Genomic DNA, 14,026 nt, shown 5'->3' with positions numbered 1-14,026 from the left:
TTTTTTATATGGATAAGATTTTAACAGAAGATCAAATTGCTAATGTGGGTCTGAGTGGTTGGCTTATAGGTATAATATTATTTATTACGAGTTCGATAGTTTTACCGTTAATTATTTTAGCCTATAAAAAATTCAAAAATAGAAAAGCTGCTCAAAGAGCTCGTCTTTATATTCAACTTAAACCTATTTGGGATCGCAATCATCAGATTTTCATAGAATTTGGTCCACACGAAAATAACGACGCATTTTATAATCAAGAAGGTAATGCAACTGATGAGTGGAGAAAAAAAGTAAAACAGATAATGTTACCTAACCATCAAAAAATTAGGGATATATGTTCTGAGAATCTATTATTAATGACAGTAGAGGAACGTGATTTATACAATCAATACGAAGATCATGTTACAGATTTTAAATCCTGTCATGAATCTGGTTATTTACCGAATAGAAGATTCCCCCAAGATGTAGTTACAATTTTTAAGGATTAAATCATGACTTGGTTAGACAGCCTAAAGGCTCACGATAATGTTGAAAACGTTAAGAAAGAAGGAAATCTAATCAAAATAACAACTAAAGACAGTCGCCCTGAACTTCTTTGCCTTTCAAATTTCAATCAAAAATTATCAGGTAAAATGCTTCAAACCCTATTAAAAACTCATAATTTTGATTTTTTATTATGTAACAAAAAAAATTTCTTCATTGATGAAGAAGCTATTAAATTATTAAAACAAAATAATATCAGCTTTGGCACAGGTAGTGATTTATTTAGATTATTGAATGACACAGAAACAATCTATTCAAATTTTATTAACAAAGACTCTGAATACATAATGGAAAACTTAGGAAATAATTATAACGTAAAAAGCTATCAACTCATATCTAATAGAACTGTTTCTGTTAAACGTCATAAAGGTCGAGATATTACGTTTGTATTTATTAATGAGTATGCTATTACACAAGAAAGAATAAATGAAATTCATGAGCTTTATGCACCATTTGATTTTGTTCTTGCTGCGAATCCAAATGCACATTGGAAAGATTATACTTATCATGGTCAAGAAGTAAAAATCGGATTATGGGCTAGCCTATTTTCTTTTTTAGTAAACCCAAAGTCATAAATGCTAGAATTTAGTAACTTACATAAAGAGCTTGAAATACTAAAAATCGATTGTTATATCTATTTATTCGGCTCCTACTTATATAGTGAAAATTGGGCTGATCTTGATGTCCTCATAATTTATAAAAATTATGAGGACATCCCCATGATAAAAGAAGTATTTTCAAAAAACCTTTCAAACACCCCTCTAGATCTAAATTTTATGACAGAGGAGGAAGAAAGTTTTTATAATTTTATTAATCAAACCAACGCTCAAAAAATATTCCCTAAAGGTATTTTTTAATATTAAATATGACCATCAAAAAAGTAGCCCCTATCACCAAACTTGAAAACTTATGATAGGTTCAATTTTTAAGGTTTTTTATGTGTGATTAAAAAATCACTCTATTAAAAAAGGCTTCACTACCTTACCACGCCCAACTTATTCCAAATATCAGGTGTTAAAAAAGTCGTCACTAATTTATTTAAATCAATATAACGCAACGTCCCTTGTAACTGTTGTCTGACCGCTGGGTCTTTGACAATATCCTGCCCCGCACTCTGACCTAACTGTTGAAAAGCCTCACCAACCGCTTGAATCCCCTCAGCCTGAATCACCGCCTTAGTCTGTGTCGAACATTGCTCCACAATCACACGCTGTAAAACTTGTGCCAATTTCTGATCTAACTGATTCTTTTGCTCAGGCGTAACATTACTAAAAGATTTTAAATCAGGATGAGCTGCTAAAGCCGTAAACGTCCATTGCAACACCGTGGTTTTATCTTCTGCTGTCGTTGCTTTTACCAAACAATCACTGAGTTGATCCACTGTTGGCCCTGCGATTGCTACTTGAGTTGTTCCCAACACAACTGCAGCCATCAACACAGAACGACTCAAATGAGAAATCTTACGGCGAGCAGAAATATAAACACGAGACATAAGCGCAGTTCCAAAATGCAATCTGTCTCTTTGTAGCATGTACTCGCTAGATCATCTGTTATGACGCTGTAAATTGCGTAAGCCCAAACCTTTAAAACTTAGGCAAAATGTAAAACTCGGACTTAACCTTGTCCTTGATAATCCCAATTTGCAGGAATATTTGGCTGCTGTGGTGCTTTGTTTAGATCAATATTCAGATTAAGACTGCCTTTAAATGACTTCTCCCCCGAATCCGATACAGGTGATACATCCAAACTGTAACGATAGCGGAATTGCCACAACATTGGTTTGATCGGGCGAATATCTAAACTGAGACGATCTTCATCATGGCATTTGCCTTGAGAACTTTTATATTCCTGCTCAGAAAAACATGCCCGAATCATGCGATTAAAACTAAAAGGATAATTTTCAATAAAGCGATGTGTCAGCCCTGAATCTTTTAATTCGTAAAAACTAGCACGCTCAATCCCTGCCCCACCACCTGAATACATTTCAGAAGAACGTTCAATGATAGCAATTGCATAACGGCTTTCAGTCATTGGAAAAAGTTTAGGGAAAATAAAAGGCCAATCTGAAGTATTTTCTTCATCATTCGCTAAATCTACATGCCACTTATTTTTCAATTTCAGGCCAGTTGCAGATGGATAAAACTGAGAGATCTGATCACCTAACAATAACCATAACTTTTGATCAGCCGTTTTCAGACTGCGAAGCGGCGTTTTTTGTTGGCAAACATCACTAAGTTGCTCACAGATCTGTTTTTGTTCAGCTTGATTGAGTTGACCTTTTTTAAATTCTAAAATCTGCAACGGTGCAGCAAAAATTGAGGAACTAAAACAACTCAATGAAACAGCTAAAATAAGCCCACTTAAATAAATTTTATTGTTCAGCATCATCATTCCTTAGGCTATTTTTAGATAAATAAAATATTATTTTACAATCGCTTCAATGCGATCAAGTTCCCAAACGCCACCAGCGGTAAGCCCTTTACACATGCCTGTCCACATATCTCTGGTATTCACAAACTTCTCCCCATCCCACACCCATTCAGCAACACTCCAACAGTCTCCAATACCACGTCCTTTTTGAGAGCTACTAATAATACCTTGATAAAATTCTGACGCATGTTCAGTCACGAAAGTTGCTTTACCAGTAAGTGACTCATTGAGTACCCAAGCGCCATATCCTTCGTTATATGCTCCACGCCAACAGATCGTCATTGCCAATACTTTTTTATTTCCCAGTTTATATAACTCAATCGTTTGTGGCTCATATTCATCGCCATTATAGAGACCTCCACAAAACTCATCTTCCTTGGGTGTAGGCTGGGCAGCCATTAACATTTGATGAATAGATGCATAGCGTTTATTGTTCGACTGCAAAGTGAGATATGGTTTATTACTGGTCTTCACTTGTTTTACAATAATTTTTGGTTGTGCTGATAGGACTTTAGACTCATCCATTTTGCCTTTTTTAACCAAAGCTCCAACTGTTCCAACTCGCTTTTGAAAATCATCCATTTTTAATAATACAGCGGTCATACCTTTATCTGATATTTGCCATTGGACATTTGGGTTCTTAAACACAATTTCCGTTTTTTGTTTGGATTGTTGTAGTAATGCATTGACCTGAGCGGCAGTGAGTTTCCCCATAATCGGAAAATCAGCGCCATCCGCTGAGACGGCTCCGAGATCTTTACCATTGACATAGAAATGAATATTTTTTAGTTTTCCTGCAAGCTGTGCTTGCTCGTCAATACTTCCCAGTGCAAATTCAGCCTTGACGGCTTGCTTAGCACCCGCGAGTCGGGTTAACAATAATGATGCGGGTTCATTAGGATCATGACTATATTCATCAGAATAGCCTGCTGCTTGGCATGTTCCCGTGTTACTACAATAAATCTCCCAATCTTCATGCGTAAATGAAATCCCTTTGATCTCCTGTGCAAAAGCTGTGGCACTAATGGACATCAAACAGCATATTGAAATGATATTTTTCATAAGACTTATTTCTCGGTCTAATCTATTTTATTTTTCAGTCAAAATATTTTAAGACGTTTAAATTATTCACGTTGTAGGTTCTTGTATTCAAGAATATGCTAATTTTAATTCAAACCCAAATTACCGTATAAAAAAATGAAATTATTCTGCTCTATTTCCACGATTTTATTACTGCTGTCTACCGCAATAACTCACGCTGAAGTCAGTCACTTTGAACCAATTTTTCCTCAATTTTCAAATACGATAAAACAACGCCAAGCAATGAATCAAATATATGCATTGGGGGAAGTCTCCTTTAGCAATGATGTTCGCGTTCCCTTTTATGGTGTTACCGCTCCTAATCCCGTCGATGATGGACTGTTAAAAGACTTTAAATCGTGTACAGCAAAAAGCTGTCATTTTGATTTTAAGCTAGATGCTAATCTGGCAAAGCAACTTAAATTGGTCAGACTCCCTGAAATTGGTGCTTTGCTCGTCCCAAAAGACTGGCAAGATATCGAAGCAAATGCAGGGGCAAATGGTACAGGTTCAGCATTGTTGATGAGCACAAATCAAAAACAAGCCATTGAACTATATGATTCTTCAATTTGTGTTGGTTGCGGTATGCCCTACGCAACTCTTTATTTTCCAAACCTTTTAAAAGAAAGCATTGAGAATGAGTTTGGCGGTTATAAAGACACACAAAAGTTAATTCATGTGGTACATCCATCCAAACACATCGCTTTCTTTAGTTATCAGATTCCGAAGCTGAATAACAAAACTCATGGCGTAGCGAAATATCGTGATGATGGTGATTTTAACTTTCGAGAAATCAAAGTCACCTTAGACAAATCTCAACAACATTTGGTTGGACCAATTTTAAACTTCTATCACTTTACGCATTAATATTAAAATTATTTTCTAATACTTGGCTCGCTTTAAGTAAATCCAAAAAATGTGCCACTCGAACATTATTATCTTTGGCTCTGTAAATTGCATAAATTGGAGCAATACAAGGTTTCTTGGCTTCCAAAGGACGGTAAATAATTTGTTTATTCCAAAAGTCTTGGATAGATGCTGGCACGATTGAAAGCCCAATCCCTGCTGCAATTAAATTTAGACTGGATGTTAATCGTGGTGCTTCTTGGACAATGTTAGGACTAAAGCCCGCTTGATAGCAATTTGCCAAAATATTATCAAACAAGTCTTGCCCCGCTAAACGGCGATAAAGTACAAACTCATAAGGTTCTAAATCAGGTAAGCGAATCACGCCCTCTTGCATTGCTAAAGGGTGATTACTTGGCAGTGCAACGATTAATGGCTCATCAAGCACATGCATCGTTTGCACGGCAGCATGTTTAGGTGCTGGTTTACGCAGAAATACGATATCAAGTTTTTCATTAATCACTGCATCAGTTAAAGCGCTACTACTCTCTTCCTCCAAATGAATCGCGACGTTAGGAAATTTTTCACGGAATTGCCGCAACACTGCGGGTAAAAATGGATGTAATCCTGCTGAATTGGTAAAGCCAATATTGATCTGACCTTCGAGACCTTGTGCAATATTTTTAACTCGTTTCGGAATTGACTGAGCATGTGCCAAAATCGTAATGGCTTCTTGATATAAGACTTTGCCTGCCTCTGTAACCTCAACGCCTCTAGGTAGTCGTTTTAGCAGTGCCGTCTCAAGTTCTTCTTCTAAACTTTTAATTAATCGTGTTAATGGCGGTTGTTGCATATGCAATCGCACAGCAGCTTTAGAAATATTACTTTCTTCGACCACAGCAACAAATGCATGGAGCTTATGAATATCCATTAAACATACCTTTTAAGTATAGATGCAAGCAAAAATAGCATTTGTAAATATATCACTATTCCACCATCCTATTCTCATTAACCGATGAAGAGGAATAAGTCCCAATGAAAGCCCAAGCAATATCAATAGAGCGTGAAACAGTTTCAACAGCGCCTGATTGCAAGGCTCTTTTCACGGGATTTATGCAATTGGGGCTGATGGGATTTGGTGGGGTACTGCCCTTAGCACACCGTATCATTGTTGAAGAGAAAAAGTGGATTGATGAAAGTAAATTCACGGATTTACTTGGTGTCTGCCAGCTCTTACCCGGCGGTAATATTATCAATATGTCAGTTGCAATTGGCATGCAGTTCCAAGGTGTTAAAGGCGCGATCTGTTCTGTTCTAGGATTGATTTCTGCACCAACAGCGATCGTACTGATTATTTATCAAGTCTATGAACGATTTGCTTACTTAGCCGCGGTACAACATATGATTCAAGGCTTAGCTGCGGCCGCCGCAGGTTTGCTATTTGCAACAGGACTGAAAATGTTGCGACCAATTTTAAAAAGCTATCTCACCATTTTCACGATTGTACTGACCTTTGTTTTTATGCTGCTGATCAAACTGCCTTTAGCGCTGACCTTAGTCATCTTACTTGCGATTAATATATGTGTACTTGGAGTGAAGAAATCATGATCTTATTAACGCTAGTGATCGTTTTCACACAGCTCTCTGTACTGGCTTTTGGTGGAGGGAATGCCATCCTTCCAGAAATGCAACATCAAGTGGTGACGGTACACCAGTGGATGACCGCAGAGCAATTTAGCTCGCTGTTTGCGATGGCTCAAGCCGCACCCGGCCCGAATATGATGATCGTCCCCCTTGTCGGTTGGCACGTCGCAGGGCCAGCAGGTTTATTAGTGACTTCATTGGCGAAGTTCGGCCCATCATCAGTTATCACAATCTATGCACTAAAATTCTGGGAAAAATTTAAAGCCAATCCATTACGGGCACGTTTTGAAAAAGCCTTAAAACCCATTACGGTCGGGTTGGTTCTCGTGAGTGCATGGTTAATTGCGGATGCTTCAGCACAAAATCTATTGTTAGTTGTGATCGTCATTTTAACTGCATTTCTTGGTGTATTTAAGAAAATACATCCTTTATGGGTCATGGCTGTAGGCGCTGGACTTGGAATTTGTTTACTTTAAACCATAAAAAAACCTGCTTGATGCAGGTTTCTTTATTTGATGGATTTATTCATCCAAAATAGATTCAAAAGCTTTTAAGCGTTTATGAATCGAAAGCAATTCAATAATGGTTTTCCACGAGCTGATGAGGTACTGGAAAGACTCACGAACTTTATCAAAAATATTACTGATCTGGTTAATCAAACCCAAAGTCATTTTACCTGCTGCAATTGCTGGGAATAGCACGACTAAGCTATATAAAATATCAAGTTGTTTATACCAGATAGCGACAAGGTTAAAATAAGCATAGTGAAAATATAACCTAAAATAATTCACGCGCACACGAGCAAATAACTCTTTTAATGTGAGTGGATCAGCACGATTTTCATGATCTTCGCCATAGACCAATTCTTTACGGTAAGCAGCTTCTACTTTCTGATTATTGAATTGTAGCCCAGGTAATTTTTGCCCCACAAACATCAAAACAACAGTTCCTACAATCGCCCAAACGACCGCTGCCCATACCAATGAATGTTCGATTTCACCAACAATTGGCAATACAGGAACTTTCTGAGAGATTTGAAATAACAACGGTAAAAAGGCAATCAATACCATCACTGATTTAATTAACTCAACACCTAAGTCTTCAACGATCGTGGCAAAACGCATAGTATCTTCCTGAATACGTTGCGAAGCCCCCTCGACATGGCGTAACTTTTCCCAGTTCGCGGTGTAATATTCATTCATTGCAGTACGCCAACGAAAGACATAATGACTGGTGAAAAATGCATTAACGACAGCAAACGTGACAGCAACCATTGCGATATAAAGGAAAGTTAAAGTTCCATTATAGAGATCAGCTATATTACCGCCACCATCACTTAACATCTTTTGAATCATATCCCAGAATGGGCCATACCAAGCATTGATCGCAACACTGACTTGGACACCAAACCAAATATTAAACAAAATAAATGCGGAACCCCATATCGACCATTTCTGCCATTTATTATCTGAAAAGAAACGCCAAAAACCTGCAAACAAAGCCGTAGAAACTAAGAACCATAAATAGAACCAAATGAATGAAGCCGACCAAAAACGACTTACACCAATTGGTAATTCTGCTTCGGCATAGCCTTTTGGAAAACCAAGATATTCACCCCATCCATGCCCACCTGTGTACCAAAGCAGCATGTTGAGTGACAGCCACACAATCACTGAAATAAAGAACAGGCGTGGGCTAGGAAAAAAAGATTTAAACATTGAACTTAACAATCCTTGTTGCGTAGCAATTGACGTCAGGCGTCATCCTATTACCTCAAACTTAAATATGTCTGATAAAAACTTTAGTAATTTGTAGTTATTTACATGTTTTCTCAATATTTTCATAGCATTTTGTACAGCTTTTACAATTTGTTTTGAGAAAACAATCTGTTTAGGTTAACGAACTCATGATATGGGTTGATTTACCTAAACAGTTAAAGCTTTATTGAGCGCTTGCAGGATTCACTTTTAAAGCAACTTCAGGTTGATCACCATTAGCCACATTTTTCTTGTTTTGAATCACCCATTGAATATCAGAAAGCTTTTGGATTGCGGCATCCACACCTGCTTGCATGGTGTTCTCTCGGTCTTTGACATCAAAGATATGCGCCTTTTCACGAAGGTCAGGTTGAATCACCACATCTGCATCTTTTAGTTCTTCTTCTGCTAGTCGTCCTTGCATGATATTAATATTTTGATTGAATAAGCCCCAAACATTGGTAGTTTCTGTGTGAATAGGTTGCGCCAAAATATCCACTGCAATCACCACGTCTGCGCCTAACTCACGTGCAACCTCAACAGGTACTGGGCTAACCAATCCACCATCAACATACTCAGTATTGTGAATTTTGGTCGGAACAAACATGCTAGGAATTGAAGTCGAGGCACGCACTGCCTGACCCGTATTACCATAATTAAATACCGTCTTGCTTCCGTCTTTAAGCTCAGTTGCAACGACATACATTGGAATTTTTAATTTTTGAAGTGGAATATTATGAACTTGATCATTCACATAATCTTCGACTTTTTTGCCATCAAAAAAGCCTTTTAAGCTGACATTGACATCGCGTACATCATTGGCTTTTAATTTAAGTGCAATGTCACGTAATTCGGCAGCACTTTTACCACTGGCATAGATTGAGCCAACAATACTTCCTGCACTCGTTCCAACAATAAAATCAGGACGAATGCCTTGTTGTTCCAAAACTTCAATTACACCAATATGTGCGTAACCACGCGCACCGCCGCTACCTAATACCAAAGCGATAACAGGGCGTTTTTCTTGTTTTTTAATTGAGGCAAAAGGCATAACAGCAGTTTGTGCTTGGGCATCTTCAACAACAGGTCGTAAATGTGAAGTGGTCTGACAACCTGTTGCCAAAACGACGGAAAGCCCTAGCACAAAAAGTTTAAGCTGTTTCATATACAATCTTTGCCAAATTTAATCTATTTCTCTTTTAATTTTAGCTCGACTAAACAAAGAAAGTTGTATCACTTTTTTATTAATGTTTTCTTCACTATAAAAAAAGCCCCTGTTTAGGGGCTTTCAATTATTACCAAATGTCTGAATCGACTTTTTGCTTTAATTTAGGATGATTATCAATTTTAAACTCAGGTTCTTTGATCCCTTGTTTTAATTGAGAGGTGTAATCTTTCAACAAAATTAATGCAATTGGCGTTAATAACAAGATCGCAATTAAGTTTATGGTCGCCATCAAGCCCATCGAAAGATCTGCCATTGACCAAACTAACGGTACACTTGTGATCGCACCGAAGTAAACCATTGCCAAAACCAAGACACGGAAAATGAACATGATCTTTGGATTGTTATTAATAAACTGTACGTTACTTTCAGCGTAAGCATAGTTACCAATAATTGAAGTAAAGGCAAATAAGAACAGAATAATGGCAAGAAAACCACCGCCCCAGCTACCAATTTGGCTCTCTAATGCTTTCTGCGTCAATGTTACGCCTTCAAAGCCTGCTTCGTGATATAGACCAGACACCATGATGATAATCGCAGTACATGAACACACCACAAAAGTATCGACAAATACACCAAGCATTTGTACTAAACCTTGATTTACAGGGTGTTTCACATCAGACGCAGCAGCAGCATTTGGCGCAGAACCCATACCAGCTTCGTTAGAGAACAAACCACGTTTGATCCCCATCATCATTGCCATAGAAATCATTGCGCCGAAGAAACCACCAGCTGCAGCTTCAAACTCAAATGCTTTGGTAAAGATCAATTTAAAGATCTCAGGCAACATTGGTAAGTTAGTCATCGCAATGTATAAAGCGACCATGATATAAAGCAATGCCATGAAAGGAACGATCCCTTCAGCAACTTTAGCGATACGCTTAATCCCACCAAAGATAATCAGTGCTGTCATCACGACTAATACGATACCAACCCATGACACTTCGAGATCAAGTCCGCCGAGACCCAATACAAAATTGGCTTTATCCCAACCCCATGCATGTGAGGTCGCACCAATAATTGCATTTGCTTGTACCGCATTAAATACAAAGCCATACGCTAAAATGAGTGATAGCGCAAAAACGATCCCTAACCACTTTTGTTTTAAGCCTTTGGTGATGTAGTACGCAGGGCCACCACGAAATTGCTTGTTTTGATGATCTCTCACTTTAAATAGTTGAGCGAGTGATGATTCAACAAATGCAGAACTCATCCCAAGGAAAGCAGTCACCCACATCCAAAACACAGCACCAGGACCACCAATCGCGATTGCAATCGCGACACCTGCAACATTACCAACACCAACACGGCTTGCCAAACCTGTTACGAAAGCCTGAAATGGAGTAATCCCATGTTCATCTTGCGCTTCTTTACGGCTCCCTTTCATCACACGGATACTGTGTAAGAATAAACGAAGCTGTACTGCACCCGTCGCTAATGTGTAAAACACCCCAACCGCAACCAACAATACGACCAAGAAATTCCAAAGCGGATCATTCAAGAATTGTACCCACGACATCAGCGTGGCATTTAATTGTTCATTCATCACTTATTCGCTTAAAAAATTACATGCACATCAAGTACATATACGATAACAATGGATGAATCAAAAAAGCCCCGCATGGGGCTTTTGATCCGACTTAGATAAAGAATTTCAAAATTAATTGAATCACTGTCGCATTGATTAGATCGACGAAGAATGCACCACATAATGGAACAATCAAGAACGCTTTATGCGATGGGCCATACATATTTGTGATGGCCTGCATGTTTGCAACAGCTGTTGGTGTTGCCCCCATACCGAAACCACAGTGACCCGCTGCCAAGACAGCTGCATCGTAGTTTTTACCCATCACACGGAACGTCACAAACGCAGCATAGAGTGCCATCGTCAGTGTTTGCGCACCAAGAATCACAACAAGCGGGCCAGCCAAATCAGCCAATTGCCATAATTTCAATGAAAGCAAAGCCATTGCCAAATAAAGTGATAATGACGCATTACCAAATACATCAATTGCACGGTCAAAAATATCTACTTTCAATAGGCTTTCTAAGATGTTACGTAAAACAACGCCGCCGCCAAGCGCCCAAACGAAAGTCGGTAACTCGAACCATGTTCCTTTACTATAACCTGTCATAAATTCAGCAAATGCTAAACATGCAGCAAACATACCGAGCGTTGTAATCGCATTATCAGCAGTAATTAAACGGACTTGATGTGGATTTTCAAATGGCGCAAGCTCTTCAGGATGCTTATCAAGATGCGTATCACGATCTTTGATTTGCGCTGGTGTTTGCTCACGAGCAAGTCCATAACGATTAATCAACAATTTCGCTAAAGGACCACCGATCACACCACCGATAATCAAACCAAATGTCGCACTCGCCATACCCAATGCCAAAGCGCCTTGGATACCATGCTGAGTCTCAAGAATTTCGCCCCAAGCACCCGCTGTACCGTGACCACCTGTCAACGTGATTGAACCTGCAATCAAACCAATCAGAGGATCAATACCTAACAACGATGCAAGACTCATCCCGACAACATCTTGTACGATGATGAATGATGCGATACAGATCAGGAATAAAACTAAGCCGATCCCACCCTCTTTTAGCTTCATGAAATTGGCACTGAGACCAATTGAAGCGAAGAAAACTAGCATGAAACTCGTTTGTAATTGACTGCTGAAAACAATACTGTAGCCCCACATCGAGTGCACAAGTAATGAAATTACCGCTGCAACTAAACCACCAGCAACAGGCTCAGGGATGTTGTAACGTCTTAAGAAGTCAATTTTATTAACGAGAAAACGCCCTAATAATAAGACGATCACCGCCGATATTAGGGTATAAAAACCATTGAAAGTAAATTCCATATCTTCTTCCGTTTATTTCATTCGTTTTTCAGATGTTTTTTCCATCCTACAGCCAATGAAATAGTAACTCTCAAAATGAGTGAAAACTCAATCAGCTTAATAAAAAACATACAGTTCTTTGTAAGAACTCAGCTTTATTTAACCTGATTTGTTTTCACGGATGATTACACCTACAGGATAGGTTAGAAGTTATAGCGAGCCATTGCTCCTACACGGTTATCCTTACCTTTTTGACCATTAAAGGTTTTACGTTCGCCATAAACATATTCTAGACCGAACGTAATAGGTGAAACAGGTGAATACATCACATTCCACCAACCTTGTTGTAGTGTCTTGTTTTGCGCTGTATCTGCAAAAGCTTGTTGAGCAAAGTCATTACTATCATTTGCAAACATTGCGCCATACGCCAAAGTACTACGAACTTTTGGCGTAATCTGATACGTCGTACCAACGGTAACTGCATCAAATTCATTCAAATTTAAATCAAAATTATTTGGATTTACATTGAAAGCATTGTTGGTATAAAGCAAGAATTTGCTGTCACCTTTAACATGCGAATAATCAATCATCGCCTGTAATGAATCAGTGAATTTATATTTTGCACCAATTGCAACGCCCCAACCGAGTGCAGATTCATTCGCACTTAGTTGTTTATCATCGTTAGCAAAACTTTCTTTACTGCGAGCTTCTGTCAATAACGCACGCGCTGATGTTGTCCCCTTACCTTCGGCAAAATCATATTTCAATTTCGTCGTCAAAGTAGGCGCTCGATTGTCATCATTACCTTTTTCTAAGGCAACAGCATAAGTTGTTGTAGGGTTTAATTGAGTACTATAACGAACCATAGGCGTACGGTAAGTACCAATCCCTAATGGTGAGTTAAAATCAAGCATTTCTGGCTGTACGTCTGTTGCCAAGAAAGTTGATGTTGTTTGACCAAATAACCAGTCGTTATATGTGAGATACGCATGACGAATACGAATCGTGTCATTGCTACTACCGCCACGGAAATCAACTTCTAATTTACCACCAACGTCTGCACCTTGGACAGGTGCTTTGAAATCTAGGCCAAAACGAGTCACTGTCGCAGTGCTGTAGAATCGGTCGCTATTTTTCTCATTATTTTCAAGATCAACCTTGTTGATACGGTTGAAAATGCCATCACCACCTTTGGCTTGATAAGAAGCATCGCCACGTAAGAATCCATAGAGCTGAACTTGTGCGCCCGAAGCAGTGCTAAAGCCCAATGGTGATTTCTGAGATGATTCAGTAACAGCAACCGCTTGAGAATTTGGTGCGTTTACAACAGTCGTCGCTGGTGTTGCAGCAACTTGAGGAAGATCATTTTTTTGTTTTGATTGCGGAACATATTGTTCAAGTAAAGCGCGTAGTTCTTTTACTTCATCACGAAGTTGTTGAATCTGTTCTTGCTCACTAGCGGCCTGAGCATTGTTCATCATTAAGGCAGCAACGGTAAACGCCAATCCCTGAATTACGAACGGCTTACGGATGAGAGATAAACTCATGAGAAGCTCCTGTATTGGTGTATATTTCAACATTTTCCACAAGCATAAAATTGGGTAAATTTTGTATGCTTGTCATAGAAAATTCCCCTCACCCTAACA

The 14,026-nt window shown here is 38.7% G+C and carries 15 protein-coding genes; 6 read left to right on the top strand and 9 right to left on the bottom strand.

The window, feature by feature from the left end; genetic code table 11:
• Positions 1-8: 8 nt before the first annotated feature.
• From IO68_RS31450 to IO68_RS33965, 3 genes are all read left to right on the top strand, one after another.
• The gene (locus tag IO68_RS31450) at positions 9-488 is read left to right on the top strand and encodes a hypothetical protein (protein ID WP_023014153.1); all 480 of its coding nucleotides are present in this window, start codon (positions 9-11) and stop codon (positions 486-488) included.
• Positions 489-491: 3 nt separating this feature from the next.
• Positions 492-1,118: a hypothetical protein gene (locus tag IO68_RS31445; protein WP_023014152.1), complete on the top strand. Its 627-nt coding sequence runs from the start codon at positions 492-494 to the stop codon at positions 1,116-1,118.
• 144 nt (positions 1,119-1,262) lie between these two features.
• Positions 1,263-1,400 carry a hypothetical protein gene (locus tag IO68_RS33965; protein ID WP_161626790.1) on the top strand — a complete coding sequence of 46 codons (138 nt, stop codon included), beginning with the start codon at positions 1,263-1,265 and terminating at the stop codon, positions 1,398-1,400.
• A 119-nt stretch (positions 1,401-1,519) separates the two neighbouring features.
• On the opposite strand, the gene IO68_RS31435 is transcribed toward IO68_RS33965, so the two are convergent.
• The 3 genes from IO68_RS31435 to IO68_RS31425 all read right to left on the bottom strand — a co-directional run bounded on the left by IO68_RS31435 (position 1,520) and on the right by IO68_RS31425 (position 4,035).
• Entirely contained in the window at positions 1,520-2,035 is a 516-nt protein-coding gene (locus IO68_RS31435) for a hypothetical protein (protein ID WP_023014150.1), read from the bottom strand.
• A gap of 122 nt (positions 2,036-2,157) precedes the next feature.
• Positions 2,158-2,928 (bottom strand): hypothetical protein, encoded by a 771-nt coding sequence (locus IO68_RS31430; RefSeq protein WP_023014149.1) that lies wholly within the window; start codon positions 2,926-2,928, stop codon positions 2,158-2,160.
• 36 nt (positions 2,929-2,964) lie between these two features.
• Positions 2,965-4,035, bottom strand: coding sequence for a DUF1176 domain-containing protein (locus tag IO68_RS31425; RefSeq protein WP_031234931.1), 1,071 nt, complete (start codon positions 4,033-4,035; stop codon positions 2,965-2,967).
• Between the two features lie 135 nt (positions 4,036-4,170).
• Between IO68_RS31425 and IO68_RS31420 the strand changes: the two genes are divergently transcribed.
• Positions 4,171-4,920: a DUF4850 domain-containing protein gene (locus tag IO68_RS31420; RefSeq protein ID WP_023014147.1), complete on the top strand. Its 750-nt coding sequence runs from the start codon at positions 4,171-4,173 to the stop codon at positions 4,918-4,920.
• On the opposite strand, the gene IO68_RS31415 is transcribed toward IO68_RS31420, so the two are convergent.
• Positions 4,910-5,830, bottom strand: coding sequence for a LysR family transcriptional regulator (locus IO68_RS31415; protein WP_004877120.1), 921 nt, complete (start codon positions 5,828-5,830; stop codon positions 4,910-4,912). The two genes, IO68_RS31420 and IO68_RS31415, sit on opposite strands and share 11 nt — an antisense overlap.
• Positions 5,831-5,934: 104 nt before the next feature.
• On the opposite strand from IO68_RS31415, the gene IO68_RS31410 reads away from it, so the two are divergent.
• Positions 5,935-6,507: a chromate transporter gene (locus tag IO68_RS31410; RefSeq protein WP_023014146.1), complete on the top strand. Its 573-nt coding sequence runs from the start codon at positions 5,935-5,937 to the stop codon at positions 6,505-6,507.
• The gene (locus IO68_RS31405; protein ID WP_023014145.1) at positions 6,504-7,019 is read left to right on the top strand and encodes a chromate transporter; all 516 of its coding nucleotides are present in this window, start codon (positions 6,504-6,506) and stop codon (positions 7,017-7,019) included. The genes IO68_RS31410 and IO68_RS31405 overlap by 4 nt, the downstream gene beginning before the upstream one ends.
• A gap of 45 nt (positions 7,020-7,064) precedes the next feature.
• Here IO68_RS31405 and sbmA read toward each other — a convergent pair whose 3' ends face one another.
• The 5 genes from sbmA to IO68_RS31380 form a co-directional block, all read right to left on the bottom strand.
• On the bottom strand, positions 7,065-8,261 hold the full coding sequence (sbmA, locus tag IO68_RS31400; RefSeq protein WP_004877125.1) for a peptide antibiotic transporter SbmA: 1,197 nt from the start codon (positions 8,259-8,261) through the stop codon (positions 7,065-7,067).
• 223 nt (positions 8,262-8,484) lie between these two features.
• A complete protein-coding gene (locus IO68_RS31395) occupies positions 8,485-9,465 on the bottom strand; it encodes a patatin-like phospholipase family protein (protein ID WP_023014144.1) in 981 nt (326 codons plus the stop codon).
• Positions 9,466-9,595: 130 nt separating this feature from the next.
• A complete protein-coding gene (locus IO68_RS31390; RefSeq protein WP_004877129.1) occupies positions 9,596-11,071 on the bottom strand; it encodes an alanine/glycine:cation symporter family protein in 1,476 nt (491 codons plus the stop codon).
• A gap of 94 nt (positions 11,072-11,165) precedes the next feature.
• Positions 11,166-12,401: a sodium/glutamate symporter gene (gene gltS, locus IO68_RS31385; protein ID WP_023014143.1), complete on the bottom strand. Its 1,236-nt coding sequence runs from the start codon at positions 12,399-12,401 to the stop codon at positions 11,166-11,168.
• Positions 12,402-12,583: 182 nt separating this feature from the next.
• Positions 12,584-13,927, bottom strand: a complete 1,344-nt coding sequence (locus IO68_RS31380) for a DcaP family trimeric outer membrane transporter (protein WP_023014142.1) — start codon at positions 13,925-13,927, stop codon at positions 12,584-12,586.
• Between the last annotated feature and the right edge of the window lie 99 nt (positions 13,928-14,026).

It is taken from the genome of Acinetobacter sp. COS3, assembly GCF_000475335.1.
GTDB classification, from domain to species: domain Bacteria; phylum Pseudomonadota; class Gammaproteobacteria; order Pseudomonadales; family Moraxellaceae; genus Acinetobacter; species Acinetobacter venetianus.
The sequence above is the reverse complement of the archived record's forward strand: the minus strand, read 5'-3'. Positions and strand labels throughout refer to the sequence as shown.